Genomic DNA, 15944 nt, shown 5'->3' with positions numbered 1-15944 from the left:
TCAGGCTCCCTGGCTGAGCGCAATGACCGCATCGTTTTTAACAGCGTAATTCCCGCGGATCGGTGAAGTTACGGCCGTAGCATTCTGCTGCAAAGCGACCCGCGGCGGGGCATTTGCGTTTCGGCTCCGCTTTTGGCCATGGAAAAACTCGAAGGTCCGCTGGATGAGCAAGTAGCCCTTAACGCTTTTCCAGGGATTTTTATGGGCGAGCAACAGACTCAGTGCGCGCTGTTTCGCTACTCGCTCCTGCGAAGGCGCCCATACAGACGGGGCGAACTCCACAGCGAATAGGGTGTTGCCAATCAAAGTATCTTTGCGGAGTGAAGCCCGCGAGACGAATATGCCCGTCGGCCTGGCGCGTGCGAGCCGCGCAACAGAGGCGCGTGCCTGATAAGCGAAGATTTTGACGATAATGACATCCTTCATAGCGGTGTCTTTCCACGACGTTACGCAAAAGCAAGATTACCGACTTCGATTGTGCGGCGAGCAGCCGGGAGGAGCAGAACGCAGCCTGGGTCGCAGCGCAGCGGCATTTTCGAACGCATTCCTGATTGAAGCTGAGCACCGATGCGCATAGCGCCAAAGCCGGTACCGCCAGTTGTCTAATCGCTCATGCCAACTGGGGGCAATATTTCTCCGATTCATTCCGCGAGGTTATTGAAGCGGAAGCGAGCTTTACTCGAAGTCGACGCAAGCCGCCTTGCACAGTTTGACCAGCTTGGCCTTAATTTCGGCACTCCTCTCGCGCGCCAAGACTTCTGGCATCACCGCAGTCACGACTGCGGTGATTGCTGCGCGTGGGGCCAGAATCGGAGACGCATAAGCAGGAAAACCGACAACCAGAGCCTCTTCGAAGGACGAAATGCGCGTTCGCCTTATCTCGTCGCGTGCCGCCTGCAACTTCGGATCCTCCTCGATCGGTATGCCAAGGCCCTCCGCCTTGAGGAAGGGCGCCAGCGCATCGTCATGCATATAGGCCATGAATGTCCGACCTGTGGACGATCGCGTCACTGGCAGCGACGATCCGAGTGAAAGCGCGGTGTAGACGGGAGGAGATCCCTGATTCCACCGGATGATTGTTGGTCCGTGCATCCCCCACACGGTGACGTGCGTGGTTGCCCCCGTCTCGGTTGTAAGCGTCCTTGCAATCTCATCGGCTATCGAAAGCATTGGCAACCGGGACAGCGCTGCAAGGCCGGTTCGTATCGACGTATAGCCAAGATCATATAATCCCGCCTCGGTCTGCTTCACCATGCCCGAGTTGACGAGCGCACTCAGATAACGATGGGTCTGGCTTGCCTCAAGCTTTGCGTTCGCAGCGATCTCCTTCAGCGACGCGGCTCGTCTGAGATCGACGATGGCCTGCAGGACCAGAATCCCTGTTTCGACCGATCCAATGCTCCGACGGCGGAGTTCGTTTCGTTCATACGAGTCCGAAAACATGCCATCGACTCTCCATCTTCACCGCGGACGCCCGGGTTCGGCTTCCAGAAACGCGCTTCGGCAATCTGGATAGACCGTCCGGCGCGCTTGTCCAAGCTATCAGGCAGAACGTGAGGTCGAAGCCGCTTTGGCGCCTCAATCGGCTCGTGACCAATCCCTAAAATGCACGAAACCCGTTGCTTCTGCTCCAATGCCATGTATATTAGCCAATAGAGAGGCCGCTTGACCCTTTTGGATCATGGCTGGAGCTTGTCGCACGGAGGTCGGCGGCAAGTTCTGGCAACATTGATGAGAGCGACGGCGTGGTGAACATCGACCTTTTGCCAAATCAAGACGGATGCAGGGCGCGTTTGCCCATGCGGCGCTGCAACCGGATGCTCATCATTGGCACGACGTAGGCTCCGCGACGCGGGCTCCGCTCCAGCCTAGCAGGATGAACCTCAATGCAGATGACCGATCTAAATGTTATCGCATTTCCCGGCGGTTTTAACTGGCCGCTCTGGGTCGGACAGAAAATTGGCTGCTTCGAAACGGAAGGCCTCAACGTCGTCGTGCATGCGACCCGCGACTCCCGATCGCAGATGTCGGGCTTACAATCTGGTGACTATCAAATCGCCTTCACCGGCTTTGATAATGTGCTGGCGTATGCGTCGGACGCCGGCGAACGCGCGCCGTTGGATCCTGTCGCCCTTATGGGTATCGACAATGGCCTTCTTTACCTTGTCGGCCAGTCGAGGTTCGGCGAAGTTTCGGAGCTTCGAGGACAGAGGATAGCCGTCGACGCGCTGTCAACAGGATATGCGTTTGTGCTGTTCGCTCTCTTGGAAGCGGCTGGTTTGTCTACCTCGGACGTGCAGCTGGAAAGTATAGGCGGTGTCGCGCAGCGCTTCGAGGCGCTCATCGCGGGAAGCCAGGAAGCCTCGCTGCTCGTCACGCCATTCGATCTCATGGCCCAGACACACGGGCTTAAAATATTCGAGCGAGCACTCAATCAGTTGGGCGCCTATCAGGGCGTCGTCGCCGCAGCGACCCGCGCATGGCTCGCAGACAATCGCGACACGGTCGTACGCTTCATAGCCGCCTTCCGCCGCGCGCTTGATTGGATGCTTGATCGCGCTAATCGGACCGAGGCGCTGGAAGTCCTGCGCGATAATCTTCCCGCCTTGCCTGAGGCCATTCTCATCGAGACCGCTGATCGCCTCTCGGGAACGGACGAGGGCTTTTTCCCGATGGCGCGCCTGGATCGGGCCGGCATGGAGACAGCGCTGCAGCTTCGCCTCAAGTTCGCGCCTCGCAATCTTGGGCCAGTCGATCAGTATTTCGACGAAAATCCCTGGATCGAAGCAGATCGTCGCATCAAAGGAGATATCCATTGAAAGAAGCTCTTTCCGTTCCCAACCTTGGAGATTCTACGCCTTACGGCTATGTCCAGGGTATTCTCGCAAACGATTTCGTATTCGTCGCCGGCCAGGTTGGCGTCGACGAGAATTACCGACCAGTTGGCACAGATGTCCAGAGCCAGGCGAACAAGACATTTGATAATATCATCGAGGTACTGGCGGTAGCCGGCCTCGATCTTTCCGACATTGTCACGATGACCGTGTTCCTCACCGATTTGCGGAGCGATTTTTCGGGCTTCATCGAGGTCCGGAAGACATATTTCGACGGCATCGATCTACCCACGAGCGCAGTGATCGGCATCTCTGCATTGGCGCTGCCAGAGCTCAAAGTCGAGATCCAGGCGATCGCCGCCCGCCGCAAACCATGAGGAAAGCAGATGGGCACGTTCGTACTCGTTCACGGGGGCTGGCGCGGCGGCTGGTGCTATTCGCGCGTCGCCCGACTACTACGCGACGCCGGCCATGATGTCTTTACTCCGACACTGACAGGCTTGGGAGAGCGGTCTCATCTTATGGGGCTGAACATCAACTTGTCGACCCACGTCACCGACATCGCCAACGTGCTCCACTGGGAGGACCTTGATGACGTGGTGCTATGCGGTCATTCCTACGGCGGCATGGTGGTGACCGGTGTTGCCGGGCAGATGGGCGATCGTATTCGCTCTCTCTTCTACCTTGATGCATTCGTGCCCGCCGCCGGCCAGTCGCTATTCGACCTGCTACCCGCAGCTTACCGTGAACCGATGATCGCAGCAGCGCGCGACAATCAAGGCCGTTCACCGACGTTCCCACCGGAATTTTTCGGCACGGCACCCGAGCATCACGCCTTGGTCGAGCGCAACAGCACGGATCATCCGCTGGACTGCTATATCGAAGGCATTCGGCTCGGCGACAAACTCGACATGGTGACGCGGCGGACCTTCGTCATGTCCACCCGTTTCCCTGGATCGGTCTACCAGCAATTCTACGATTTGTACAAGGTCGCAGCCGGGTGGAGGACGACGACGATAGAATCCGGGCATGATATCATGATCGACGAACCCGAAAGTCTTAGGGAATTGCTCATCGACGAGCTTGCACGTGACTAGCTTCATCGGCTTGGGCAGCTGCCTAAGTCAGAAGATGCCTGCGGGACATTAAATTCATTCGCGGATAAGTAACAGCGGCTCGGAAGAAGCCTGATTACACCGGAGGAACTGCACAAGGAACTACGAACCTAAGGGGGGTCTTCATGACGCACGTACATTACAAAGGCAAGTCCTGCATTGTCAATTTCGCTCTGGCTTCCACTATCCTCGCCACCAGCGCTCTCGCCCAGAGCCCACCGGCCATTCCAGCGCCGGAAAAAGGCTCGGCGGCGAGCGGCTCACAACTGGATGAAATCGTTGTTACCGCGCAAAAGCGCCGCCAGAGCTTACAGGATGTCGGCATCGCTGTCAGTGCCGTCTTGCAGAGCCAGCTCAACGCCGTGCAGGTGACCTCGGACGCGACCGCGCTCGCTCGCGTCGTTCCCTCGCTCCAGGTCACCCAACAGAATCCAAGTCGCACCGTGTTCAATATCCGCGGCGTTTCCCAGAATGACTTCGCCGACATCCAGGAAGGCCCGATCGCTTTCTACAATGACGAGGTGTATATCGCATTTCTCGGCGCGATCAGCGGACAGACGTTCGACCTCGAAAGGGTCGAGGTGCTGCGCGGGCCGCAGGGTACCTTGTTCGGCCGCAATGCCACGGGTGGGCTCGTCCAAGCTGTGACCCGCAAACCGACGGCCAAGTTCGAAGGTTTCGGCAAGGTCACGGTCGGCAGCTACGATCAAATAACTACCGAGGCAGCAATTGGCGGGCCGATCGGCGAGCGGGTGCGTTTCCGTGTGTCTGGCACGACCGACCACTCGAACGGCTATTATCATAATCTCATTGATCGGGACCTCGACGGCCCTACAAGCCGCTTTTACGCCGCTCGCGGACAACTGGATTTCGATATCGGCAGTAGCGACTTGTTGCGCCTGAAGCTGGAATATATGCGCAACGACGACGAGCGCACCAATGGCCAGAATGCTTCTCCCGCAACGCAGAACGCGGACGGTATTGGCGTGCCGATCGGCCCCAACGAAAACCCGTTCGGCACCTGTGCCGGCTGCAACGCGGCCGGCTTCCGATGGTCGGGCAATCCTTATACGAACAGCTCCAATTTCGCCGGGCGGTTCAGCCGAACCTTCTGGAACGGTATGGCTCGCTACGAGCATGATTTCGGCTGGAGCAAGCTCGTTTCGATCACCGACTACCAGGACATCGACAAGAAATTCTCCCAGGATTACGACGCTAGTCCGCGCCAGCTCCTCGCCACGCAGGTCAACGTCAGATGGCGGCAGATCTCGCAGGAACTCCGTCTGTCCGGTACGGTAGACAAGCTGACATGGCTTGTCGGAGGCTATGGCATGCAGATCAAGGCGAATGCGCCGGTGCCACTGATCGACCTCGATCCGCTGCTCGCCGAATTTTATGCGGGCGTGCCGGTCGGCACATTCGCCAGCAGCGGCGCCTATCACGCGCGTCAGCGCACCCGTTCGGTCGCGGCGTTCAGCCAGCTCGAGTATCGCTTCGATCCGGTGTTCAGCCTGATCGGCGGCCTGCGTTACAATTCGGACTGGAAGCGTTTCAGTTACATTCACACCTCATTTGGCGCGACCAGCTATGACTTTGCCCAGAGACGGCCTGATCTCGCCAGTCGCCGCTTCGAGACTTGGTCAGGCAAGCTGCAGCTCAATGCTCAGCCCAGTCGCAGCGTCCTGCTCTACGCCGGAGTCAACCGTGGGACAAAGTCGGGCGGATATAATGCGCCGTTTGCAGTGCCCAGCGCAGCAACGGTCGCACCTGGAGCGCTGCCGGCAACACTGGCTGCGTTCGACAATCGGATACCATTCGGCAACGAAGTGCTGACCAGCTATGAAGGTGGCGCGAAGCTGACCCTGTTTGACAATCGCGCCACCTTCAACACTGCGGTGTTCCACTATCGCTATAAGGGCTATCAGGCCTTCCAAAGCACCGGTGGCAACCAATTTATCGTTAATCTGCCGGCGCGGGTGACGGGCCTGGAGGCAGAGCTCACCGCCCGTCCGCTGCCATGGCTGCGCGTGACGGCCTTCGCCACCCACCTTTTCGACGCGACTATTCTCAACCTGCAGTTGCCGGGTGGACGCATAACCGATCGCGACCTGCCCAATGCCCCCGCCTGGAGCTATGGTGGCTCGGTGGCCACCGACTTCAACCTGGGCAATGTCGGTTCGATGACGATCTCGACCAATTGGAAGCATAATAGCAGCCAGTATTTGTCGACGTTCAATGCTCCGGTGGATCATGAGCCCGCTTACACAATCGGCGATGTCGCCGTATCGATCAAGCCGGACAACGTGCCGATCGAGGCCACCTTCTTCATCAACAACGTCAGCAACGTGACATATCGCACCTTTGGCCTTGACAACTCGTTCGTTACAGCAGTCGAGAATGTCTATGTGCGGCCGCGCTGGTATGGCGGCTCCCTCACCTATCGTTTCCAATAATCTCCAAATAAGGGCCGGACACCAAAGGGTGTCCGGCCTCTCCTTCCCTTACGCCGACCACCGTGCCGAAGGCCCTTCGTACAAGTTCGACGCAAGCTTTCCCGCCCCCGAAATGGTCCATGGGCCGGAGGCATGCGTATTTGAAGCGTATACAGTTGCCCCCCGCCAGGTGTCAGGCTGACGTACCCCGACTGCGGCGGACTGCGAAAGTCGTAGCGATGGAGGCGGCGCTCGCGGGAACCGCGAGCGCGGCGAATACCATAGAGCCGCCCCACCCCACGCCTAGCGCGAGACTGACAGCAGCCGGACCGACGACCGAACCAAGACGGCCGAAAAAGGTAGCAACTCCAATACCGGAAGCACGCATCCGTGTCGGGTAGGAGGCCGTGCAATAGGCGTTAAGCAACAGCTGTCCGCCCCCAAAACAACCACCGGCAAGAAAGGCGAGTTGCAGGATCCCAGCCCCGTGTGCGGCCAAGCTCGCCGCGATTAGCAGCGACAGTACTGCCCCGCCCAGGAAGACAAGGGTGCCAAACGGCACTCGTGGAAAGCGATCCGTGCCCCAAGCGAGCGAAAGGCCGCCGATGATCGAGCCCAGGTTCAACATCGTCGTTGACAGGAGCGTCTGTCGGATGGCCATGCCGGTGTTCGACAGAAGAACGGGCAGCCAGCTCACCATCGAATAGAACAGGATCTGGCTGGAGAAATAGGCCACCCACCAGAACAGGGTCAGCGCGCGATGCTCGCGCGAGAGCAGACCGGCGCGTGGCACCTCCTCTTTGAGCACCGGCGTCGCGGCAGAGCCACCGGAGGTTAGCGCGTCGGCCTCCTCATCGGGCATCATCCGCGCAAGCAGACGGCGGGCGCGCGCCTTCCACACCTGCGATCCGCTCCGCGCGGCTTGGTCGGCGCAGAACATCACCGATTCCGGGAGGACGAAGATCAGCAGCGCGCCCAACAGCAACGGCAGGGCGCCGCCAACAAAGAAAATCGCCCGCCACCCGCCATGGTTGACAAGGCTGATACTGATGAGCCCACCAACGAGACCTCCGATCGGAAAGCCAATATTCATCAGCACCATCATCCGCGTCCGCACACGCGCTGGAGAATATTCGGACGTGAGTGTCAGGATGTTCGGGATAGCGGCGCCCATTCCGACGCCGGCTAGCGCCCGGCAAGCGATCAATTGGTCTACGGTCTGTGTCATGCCGGTCAGAAGAGAGAACAGGCCAAAGGCAATGACTGAGGCGATGATGATCGGCCGTCGCCCGACCCGGTCCGAAATCGTCCCTTGGAGAGCCATGCCGAGCAGCATGCCGGCCAGCCCCGACGAGAAGACGGCGCCGAGTTGCTCGCGGCCGAGATGCCACACCTTCGACATAGCTGGCGCAGCGAAGGCCGCAGCTTGAACGTCGAAACCGTCGATAATTGCGATTAGCCCGCAAAGTACCACGACGAGAATTTGGACCGGCGCCATTGGCCGCTTATCGATCAGCCGCGATACGGAGGTACTGACATCATTCGTGAGAAACATGCTTCCCCCCTGGCTTCAGCGCATGCCGCGCAACCGGACGTTCACGCGACCACGTTCGACAAGACGCCGATCTTCTCGATTTCGACATCGACCCTGTCGCCGGGTTGAAGGAAGATGCGCGGCTTTCTTGCAAAGCCAATTCCGCTCATCGTGCCCGTCAGGATGATATCGCCTGGCTGCAGGATCTGGAATTTCGAGATGTAGCTGATAAGCTCAGCGGTCGAGAACACCATGTTCTCGGTATTGCTCTGCTGCATGAGCTCGCCATTAACGTGGCACGCGATCTCGAGTACGTTGGGATCGCCCAGTTCATCGGCGGTGACGATAACAGGTCCGAGCGGACAAAAGGTGGGAAACTGTTTGCCGAGCAGGTTCAGTCCCCATTTGGTGATCGTGTCCATCAGTCCCTGTGCGGCATAGCTCACGTCCACCCAGTCACGCGCGCTAACGTCATTGGCCGCCGTATATCCGAAAACATGACCAAGGGCGTCGGCAGGCGATACGCGGTAGCAGGTCCGGCCAATGATAACGGCCAGCTCCGCCTCCCAGTCGACCATAGTGGAGTGATCAGGTGGAAGAATGATGCACCCACCTGGCGCGACGAGCGACGTCACTGACTTGTTGAGGTAAGGTGGATCTTCGGGCCGATCGATTTTCATCTCGGAAATATGATCGGTGTAATTCATGCCGAACCCGATGATCGTCTTCGGATCCGGCAGCGGCGGCATCAGTTCCGCGGACGCCACGGGCAACAGGGCTCCGACCGACGCCAGTGAAGCCCGCAAATCGGGATTCGACTGTACGTCCGCAATTACGACGTTAAGCCCAGCTACCACGTCAGCCTGTGCCTGGACGATGCCTAAAACGGTGTCGGGCGCGCCGCCCAGCGCTTCGACCAGATGACGCGCATCCGCGATGCAGAGCACTTGCTCTTCCAGCACGACCGCGGCGCGATTTCCCGCGAGGCTCACTAACTTCATGAAGACTCCTATGGGGTGCGGTGAAGCGACCGTACGGCCGCTCCGCCCTCAGAAATTGTAACCGAGCGTCAGGCCGTAGGTTCGCGGCGGATCATAGGTGCCCATGATCGGATAACCGGCGAAGCTGGACGAGACCTGCGATGAGGACACCGTCCGCCGATTGCCGATGTTCCGAATGAAGGCGGAAGCATTCAGGCCATTGGCCAGCTCGTAGCGGATGATCGCGTTGGTCTTGCTGTTAGCGCGCTGCGAGATCTCCGGGCGATTAACCGCCGAGAAGTACACTCGGCCGCTGTACGTCAGCTCGCCGCGCAGTGTCAGCCTGTCGGAGCCAATGGGGATCCGATACTGGATGGCCGCGTTACCGGTCCATCGCGGGGCCTGCGGGAGCTGGTTACCCGTGAGGTTGAGCACGCCCAGTTCGGGTCGACCACCGTCGATCGTAGCATAGCGCGTGAAGCGCGACGAAAGATAGGCACCGCTACCGGAAATCTCGAAATTATCGAAGGGCTTGGCGACGATCTCTCCCTCTAGGCCCTTCAGGCGTGCAGTCGCCGCATTCTCCAGAACTGCGACGGTACCCCGGATTACAGTCACCTGGAGATTAGTATAATCATATTTAAACGCGGCCAGATTGACTGTAAGGTGACGGTCAAGCAACTGCATCTTGATACCGGCTTCGTAGTCGGTCAGTTGCTCCGGCTGCACGGGTGGCGCTACACTGGTGAGATTATATGTCCCGCTCTTGAATCCCTTTGCGTAGGTGGCGTAGAAAAGCAGGTTATTGTTGGGCTTATACTCGATTCCGAAGCGTGGCGTCGTGTCGCTGAACGTCGTCGCCTCGTCCTGAAAGCCCGTGTAGTTAGGTTGCTGCCCGGGATCGTAGACACGTACGAATTCGGTGGCGGTTCGCTGATCGATCCCCTTCTTTTCATGGCTATAGCGCACGCCGGCCGAAAGTGTCAGGTGGGGCAGGATCTCATAGTCGAGCTGCCCGAATGTGGCATACGCGTCGGTCCGCATGTGGCCGTCGAAGTTCAGCCCGAAGACCTGCGCGCCACGAAGCGCCGGCACCGGTGAGCGAACAGGCGACAGCCGGGTCTCGCCAAAAATCCGCTCGTAGAAGTAATAGCCACCGACTATCCAGTTGAGGTAGCCTAGCGATCCAGCAAGACGCAGCTCCTCGCTGATCTGGTGCCCGCGTTCGGCCGACAGGGTTTGACCGACCGCAGAGTTCGTGTCGTCGCCGTCGATCGTGACACGGTAGAAGCCATCGCGATAAGCGGTGATCGAGGTCAGCTTCGCAAAGCCGAGGTCGAACTCGGCCGTGCCGGTCAGCCCCGCAAACGAGCGCACGTCGCCTTGCGGGACATTAGCGTTGGTGTCACGGGGATTTGCCGGCTTGGTCGCGCCGAGCACAGTCGCCATCGGCGCGACCAGCGGATTGCCCGCGCCAAGGAAGTGGTAGACGAAAGCCCCGTCGTCGCGATCATAGTAATCGGCTTCCAGCGTCAGCTTCGTTGACGCATTGGGCTCGATCTTGAGCTTCGCGCGAAGAGCGAGACTGTGTTCATTGTCGACTTCCTGGCCGGTGACCACATTCTTACCAAAACCGCCGCGATCAGTTTTGATGACCGCCACGCGTGCGCTGATGGCATCGTTAACAGGGCCGGTCAGAGCGCCTTCTTCGATAAAGGTGGAATAGTTCCCGATGGTGAACCGCGCATAGCCGCCGAACTGGCTTTCCGGATCGGCGGTGACGACGTTGACGGCGCCGGCAGTTGCGTTGCGGCCATAGAGCGTGCCCTGCGGTCCGCGCACCACCTCGACGCGATCGATGTCGAAGAAAGTACCTAGCGTTGCCGCTGGCCGGCTCACATAGACGCCATCGAGATGGTAGGCCACGCGGCCTTCCTGGCCCGCGAGCGTGGAATCGAAACCGAGGCCTCGGATAGCAATCCGGGCAATGCCGACATTCTTGCCGAAATTGACATTGGGCAGCGATGGGGCGAGATCCTCAATGTCGCGAATCTGCCGCGTGCGCAGCTCCTGTCCGCCAACGGCGGAAACGGCGAGCGGCGTTTGCTGTAGCGAGGTCGCCCGCTTCTGCGCGGTGACGATGATGTCGCTTGCGGCGTCGTCCGGGGCGGCGGCTGCGCGAACCGGGGCTTCCGGGGAGGCCGGCACCTCCTGGGCATTAGCTGGCACTCCATACGCAGCTGAGACCAGCAGCGCGAGCTTCAAATGATATTTCATTGGGTTCCCCTCCCAGGGTACGTATCGATCATGGTCGATCTCGGGCCGACCTATTGTGATTTGGTGGTGATTTGCCGGTCCCTTCGGCCTGCTTCAGATATTGTCGAAGACGGCGACGTAGCTTTCGGGCGTGCGTGTCGAAATCTCGAACCAAATCTGGTCGCGAGTTCGCAGCCGGAAAAAATTGCCGCCAAATTCGCCAGGCTCGATCTCGGTGATCTGTTGCACGCCGAAGGTATCGGCAGTCTCCTGCACACGCTCCTGTAGAGCGCGAAGCGCCTCGTCTCCCTCGACTAACACGATGAAACGATTGTCCGGAAGCTGATCCTGGATGCGCAGGCCTGCCCCGACCCCGACGACACCGAAATCGCTTCCGCCCGCAAAGAGGTTCGCCTGCCGCGAGTGGCGGACAGTACGCAGGCCCAGGACTTGCTCATAAAAGGGACGGCAGTCGGTGCAATCGGCGACGGCCGTGGTGCCGTGCGTGAAGAATGCTTCGTCGCCAATGATCGCGCGCTTGGTCTCGGCGATCTCCAGCGGCGGATTGATTATCGGAAAACTCTCCCTGTTCTCGGCATCAAAATCGCCATGGCTGAAAAGCAGATCATGCGTCATCCCGCGGCGAAATTCGACTTCCCACCAATTGTCGTCAGCGTCAATGAAGTAGAAGCCATAAGATCCATGCATTTTCGTCGTCGGATGGATGGTCTTTATACCGAGTTCTTCGCCCCTCGCAAGCGCTGCGGCGCGCACTCGGTCCACTTCGACCTCGCTACCGACCGAGAAGCCCCAATGATTGACCATCGCCTGCGGGCGTTCAATGGAAGGCACCTGTAGTACGTCAAGAACGAAAAAGTCATGCGCAGTGCGCGTCATCAGATATTTGCTGCGGCGATCTCGCGCCAGCATTCTCCCCGGAGCATATTGCACACATTCCATACCAAAGAACTCTGTATAGAAATGGCGTGCGCGGATTAAATCGGTTGTTACAAGTGTCCCAGCCACAAGGCGGCTGAGTGCTGCTGATGGAACAACGCTGCCGCGTCCCGATGCGAGCTCCATCTCCCGATTTACAGTCGCCAATTTCTCTCTCCTTCGTAAATCGCAACATGGATTTAGTGCGATTTGGGGCGGCCGACTTTCGCGGTCTTCACCCAATCTCTGTCCATCGAGACGGTGGTATCTGGTGATTGCGTGCATCCCGCAAGACTGGTTAGGCGATATTGCTTATATCGTTAGAGGAATATATTCTCGTAAGATGGACATGGATAAGGTTGAGCTGAAGCTACTTCACTGCCTCGTTGCGCTTGTCGAAGAGGCAAGCGTTACGCGGGCTGCGATCCGAATGGACCTAAGCCAGCCTAGGATGAGTAACTCATTGAGCCGATTAAGGGAACTTTTCGATGATCCCCTACTGGTCAGGTCTGGCCAGCATATGGTGGCCACGTCTGCGGCGCAGGAGATTGCTGAAAGAGTTCGCGCCGGGCTTGAGGAGATTGCCGGCGCCGTATCCAATCGCCGAAACTTCGATCCAGCAACTAGTCGTCGATCATATATCGCCATGATGTCCGACTATGTGGCCGTACTGTTGTTCCCTCAGTTTTTGCAGCGAGTCCGGCGACTGGCACCTGGGGTTCAGGTCAGCCTGCACCAGATCGGGCATGATCGGATCCAAAGCTATCTTGAGGAGGGCGCGTGCGACTTTGCAGTTGGGGCCTTTGACCGCCCCGATCCCAGCTTGCGTATCCGCCCGTGTTTCGCTGACGGCGTTGCATGCCTCGTCAGCAGGTCACATCCAACCATTCAGAAAAAACTGACGCTCGATAGCTTTGTTTCGGCGGGGCACGTCCTTATGGCTAACCAGTCGAACTCCTTCTCTACCGCCGACGTTATGTGTGATAGGCAACTACACGCGCTCGGCAAAACCCGGACGGTCTCGTGCCGAGCACCGAGCGCCTACACACTGGCGCGCATCGTCGCGCAGACAGATCTGATCGGACTGTTGCCGAAACGGCTTGCGCAGGATTACGCGACACAACTGCCCCTGCAATGCCTCGAAGCACCGCTAGACTTTGTGCCGCTAGAGGTCTCAATCATATGGCACGAACGATCCCAGCGCGACCCAGGGCACCGTTGGGTCCGCGATCATTTTCGGCAGGTCGCACAGGTCATGGCCTCATCGTCTTCACCAGCACCATTCGCGTAACGGCAATATGGATATCGCCCTAATTGTCTGTGTTTCGCCGTGTGAACGCGTTAAGCGAATGCCTTTTCTATAGGAGCCCCACACGGATGCACATCGCGCTAGTACCAGGCCTGATGAACGACGGTTGGGTCTGGCGTGACATGATCGGCCCGCTATCCCGTACCGGGCCAGTCTCCATCGCGAAAACCGATGGGTGCGGCTCGCTCGAAGAAATGGCCCGACGCCTTCTTGACGACTTTCCCGGGCAGTTGTGTCTGTTTGGTCACTCGATGGGCGGTCGCGTCGCGCTGGAAGCGACGGCCCTGGCCCCCGACCGCATCGTCGGCCTCGGTCTCTTTGGCACGGGCGCGCATGGCTTGATACCTGGGGAAGATGAGGGACGCCGTGCGCTCGTCCGTCTGGCACAAAGTGAAGGAATGGCGGCAGTTTCGCGCGCTTGGCTGCCGCCAATGCTGGCGGTTTGCAATCGGACTAATGAACTGATGACATCCGGCATTACCGCAATGTTGGGGCGGTGTGATCCGGCGGCATTTGCTCTTCAGCAGCAGGCGCTTTTGAATCGCCCGGATCGCACTGATCTGCTGCCGCAAATCTCGTGTCCCACATTGCTGATGGTCGGGGAGGAGGACATTCTGTTTCCACCTGCACTACACGTTGAAATGGCCGCGCGTATCGCCCGCTCGGATTTGCATATCCTTCCTGCCGGTGGCCACATGGCGCCCGCGGAGATCGGTGACGCATTTGGCGAGATTGCCTCGGAATGGCTCCGCGAGCGGTTTCGCCTGTAATTACGTCGAATGCAGAAGCACACATTCCATGCTCGCGGCTACATGAGTATATTATCAATAAGACCTCGCAATGTTCAACCTTCAATAATAGAGCATTTGCAGGGGGATATCATGATAGAGTCAGGTGCTGATTTTCGCCGAGACGTTCACCGGGCGGCCCATCGCTGGACCACAATCAAATAGCTGAACGGAGTTTGGTTATCAGGTACTTCCCGACACGCTCATTTCTGTAAATTTCCGCAGATACCGGCGGGTCGGAAGGAACATTGTGGAAACTCCTCCCCTCAAAAGATGATCTCTCCACCGCTGTAGTCGGCGCAAGGATCAAGCTGCCGAGCATTGTGTTAGACAAGCGCTCATCGCGGATGATGCCCCCCGCCGCCGTATCGCGCTCAAGCCGAGTACGTGATGCAATCGGGCTCCATCGCTTCATTGTGGCGGAGTTTGCTCGCTTCCCTAACACCGGTACAACCTTTGTTTAGCGTGGTCCCGGCAGCGTACATAAACGGCTATCCTACTGCGTCGAAGCAGAGATCGGTGGTAGCCGCCTCCGACCACGCGACCCGCATACAGCATCAATCCGGTTCTGGCGCTTTTGCAGGAAGGCCATCATCCAACCTTGATCTGGCGACCCGCGAAGCCAGCGAATATCGACATTCCAGATAGGGTAGAAATAGCTAACGAAACGTTCTGCGTGCGTAGGAACAAACGAGGACGATACTCCTGCCCCTTCGGTCATCTGCCGGCGCCGGATGAGGCGCTGCGGGCTGTAGCGTTGAGCGCGCAACCCGTGCGTAAGCTTGGAAGCACGGGGACATCCCGATAAGCGCAAGATCTGCGGGCGTTATCCTCAGCGAAGTGCGCAGCGCGCCGTTTTTATGAGCTTCACCGAGGCGGCAAGCATGGGCGAAGGCGGTCCGAACGCCATCCCGTGCCTACGAAGAACTATTGATCGTCTTGCATATGGTCCACACATTTGTCTAATTGGTAATCTCAGCGAGTCGGATCGGAACGTTTCGAGGAGATCGCATTGACGGTACAGACCAGCTTGGAAAGGGCGGCGTGAATGCAGAGATAGCAAGCCGTGGGGTTCACCTGAGGGCAGAGCCGGTTCAGTGGACGGTCGTTTTGGCCTGCTTAGTCACGCCCCTTCATTTGCCGACGCGTTTACAAGGCGTCGGGGCGTGTCACCCGGCGCGGTGCTGCAGACTAAATCGTCGCGAGCCCCGGTTGATGCATTCGGGACCATAGGCCTTGGGGCCGGGTCGCCCAAACTTGTTAAGGCACGACGGAAGCCTGTCACCAACGCGAACGAAGAGTCATGTTGCCACGTCTCTCGAACCTCTTGCGCTCAATTTATATATCGAACGCCGCCTGTGCCAGCTCAAAATCAGTCTCGCGGACCGGGCGAGAGCACCGGCAGCCAAAAAAACAACCATACCCGAACCCCGACCCGTTCTGACCAACTCCTACAATACCTACTCGTACAAGTGGGATGCCACCAGAATTTTTGGCTCGTCGGTAATTGGCGACACCACAGGAACAGACCGAATATCAGCATATCGGCGACAGCGAGGGATCTAGAGATGCACTCAATACACAAATGGCCTGCGATTAAGAGAGGGATTGGACATCTTGAAAGCCGCCTTTTGAACATTTTCACTGATGACAACAATTCCAGCGACTGTCTTCGATGTTCGCGATCGACGCTAGCCGGCTCCGACGTGCATAGCGACCGGTGCTGTTAAACGACCGCCAGACGGTCGCTCGCTTGTCAT

At 58.5% G+C, this 15944-nt stretch carries 12 protein-coding genes and 1 pseudogene; 7 read left to right on the top strand and 6 right to left on the bottom strand.

Features of this window, described 5'->3' with window-relative positions:
- Together HL653_RS10550 and HL653_RS10545 are read right to left on the bottom strand one after the other, a co-directional pair.
- Entirely contained in the window at nt 1-426 is a 426-nt protein-coding gene (locus tag HL653_RS10550) for a hypothetical protein (protein ID WP_171744494.1), read from the bottom strand.
- A 249-nt stretch (nt 427-675) separates the two neighbouring features.
- Nucleotides 676-1443 carry an IclR family transcriptional regulator gene (locus HL653_RS10545; RefSeq protein ID WP_171744493.1) on the bottom strand — a complete coding sequence of 256 codons (768 nt, stop codon included), beginning with the start codon at nt 1441-1443 and terminating at the stop codon, nt 676-678.
- A gap of 443 nt (nt 1444-1886) precedes the next feature.
- Here HL653_RS10545 and HL653_RS10540 point away from each other — a divergent pair, with 443 nt between their 5' ends.
- The 4 genes from HL653_RS10540 (at nt 1887) to HL653_RS10525 (ending at nt 6402) form a co-directional block, all read left to right on the top strand.
- Nucleotides 1887-2819 carry an ABC transporter substrate-binding protein gene (locus HL653_RS10540; RefSeq protein ID WP_171744492.1) on the top strand — a complete coding sequence of 311 codons (933 nt, stop codon included), beginning with the start codon at nt 1887-1889 and terminating at the stop codon, nt 2817-2819.
- The gene (locus HL653_RS10535) at nt 2816-3211 is read left to right on the top strand and encodes a RidA family protein (RefSeq protein ID WP_171744491.1); all 396 of its coding nucleotides are present in this window, start codon (nt 2816-2818) and stop codon (nt 3209-3211) included. Before HL653_RS10540 ends, HL653_RS10535 begins: the two co-directional genes overlap by 4 nt.
- A gap of 9 nt (nt 3212-3220) precedes the next feature.
- Complete coding sequence (locus tag HL653_RS10530) at nt 3221-3931, top strand: alpha/beta fold hydrolase (protein WP_171744490.1); 711 nt, start codon at nt 3221-3223, stop codon at nt 3929-3931.
- 143 nt (nt 3932-4074) lie between these two features.
- Nucleotides 4075-6402 (top strand): TonB-dependent receptor, encoded by a 2328-nt coding sequence (locus HL653_RS10525; protein ID WP_171744489.1) that lies wholly within the window; start codon nt 4075-4077, stop codon nt 6400-6402.
- A gap of 172 nt (nt 6403-6574) precedes the next feature.
- Here HL653_RS10525 and HL653_RS10520 read toward each other — a convergent pair whose 3' ends face one another.
- From HL653_RS10520 to HL653_RS10505, 4 genes are all read right to left on the bottom strand, one after another.
- Nucleotides 6575-7936 carry an MFS transporter gene (locus tag HL653_RS10520; RefSeq protein WP_171744488.1) on the bottom strand — a complete coding sequence of 454 codons (1362 nt, stop codon included), beginning with the start codon at nt 7934-7936 and terminating at the stop codon, nt 6575-6577.
- Nucleotides 7937-7977: 41 nt separating this feature from the next.
- The gene (locus HL653_RS10515) at nt 7978-8916 is read right to left on the bottom strand and encodes a fumarylacetoacetate hydrolase family protein (RefSeq protein ID WP_171744487.1); all 939 of its coding nucleotides are present in this window, start codon (nt 8914-8916) and stop codon (nt 7978-7980) included.
- Between the two features lie 48 nt (nt 8917-8964).
- Complete coding sequence (locus HL653_RS10510) at nt 8965-11172, bottom strand: TonB-dependent receptor (protein ID WP_171744486.1); 2208 nt, start codon at nt 11170-11172, stop codon at nt 8965-8967.
- A gap of 93 nt (nt 11173-11265) precedes the next feature.
- Complete coding sequence (locus HL653_RS10505) at nt 11266-12255, bottom strand: VOC family protein (protein WP_171744485.1); 990 nt, start codon at nt 12253-12255, stop codon at nt 11266-11268.
- 175 nt (nt 12256-12430) lie between these two features.
- On the opposite strand from HL653_RS10505, the pseudogene HL653_RS24590 reads away from it, so the two are divergent.
- From HL653_RS24590 to HL653_RS10495, 3 genes and pseudogenes are all read left to right on the top strand, one after another.
- Nucleotides 12431-12571, top strand: a pseudogene (locus HL653_RS24590) (LysR family transcriptional regulator); the annotation flags it as partial.
- Nucleotides 12572-12607: 36 nt separating this feature from the next.
- Complete coding sequence (locus tag HL653_RS10500) at nt 12608-13378, top strand: LysR substrate-binding domain-containing protein (RefSeq protein ID WP_253717873.1); 771 nt, start codon at nt 12608-12610, stop codon at nt 13376-13378.
- Between the two features lie 113 nt (nt 13379-13491).
- The gene (locus tag HL653_RS10495; RefSeq protein WP_171744483.1) at nt 13492-14166 is read left to right on the top strand and encodes an alpha/beta fold hydrolase; all 675 of its coding nucleotides are present in this window, start codon (nt 13492-13494) and stop codon (nt 14164-14166) included.
- Nucleotides 14167-15944 lie beyond the last annotated feature (1778 nt).

Source organism: Sphingomonas sp. AP4-R1 (assembly GCF_013113735.1).
GTDB lineage: Bacteria > Pseudomonadota > Alphaproteobacteria > Sphingomonadales > Sphingomonadaceae > Sphingomonas_I.
This window is presented reverse-complemented; position numbering and strand designations above follow the sequence as displayed.

Coding starts and splice junctions, on each gene's coding strand:
- HL653_RS10550 (WP_171744494.1), bottom strand. CDS start 426: ATGAAGGATGTCATTATCGTCAAAATCTTCGCTTATCAGGCACGCGCC.
- HL653_RS10545 (WP_171744493.1), bottom strand. CDS start 1,443: ATGTTTTCGGACTCGTATGAACGAAACGAACTCCGCCGTCGGAGCATT.
- HL653_RS10540 (WP_171744492.1), top strand. CDS start 1,887: ATGCAGATGACCGATCTAAATGTTATCGCATTTCCCGGCGGTTTTAAC.
- HL653_RS10530 (WP_171744490.1), top strand. CDS start 3,221: ATGGGCACGTTCGTACTCGTTCACGGGGGCTGGCGCGGCGGCTGGTGC.
- HL653_RS10525 (WP_171744489.1), top strand. CDS start 4,075: ATGACGCACGTACATTACAAAGGCAAGTCCTGCATTGTCAATTTCGCT.
- HL653_RS10520 (WP_171744488.1), bottom strand. CDS start 7,936: ATGTTTCTCACGAATGATGTCAGTACCTCCGTATCGCGGCTGATCGAT.
- HL653_RS10515 (WP_171744487.1), bottom strand. CDS start 8,916: ATGAAGTTAGTGAGCCTCGCGGGAAATCGCGCCGCGGTCGTGCTGGAA.
- HL653_RS10510 (WP_171744486.1), bottom strand. CDS start 11,172: ATGAAATATCATTTGAAGCTCGCGCTGCTGGTCTCAGCTGCGTATGGA.
- HL653_RS10500 (WP_253717873.1), top strand. CDS start 12,608: ATGGTGGCCACGTCTGCGGCGCAGGAGATTGCTGAAAGAGTTCGCGCC.
- HL653_RS10495 (WP_171744483.1), top strand. CDS start 13,492: ATGAACGACGGTTGGGTCTGGCGTGACATGATCGGCCCGCTATCCCGT.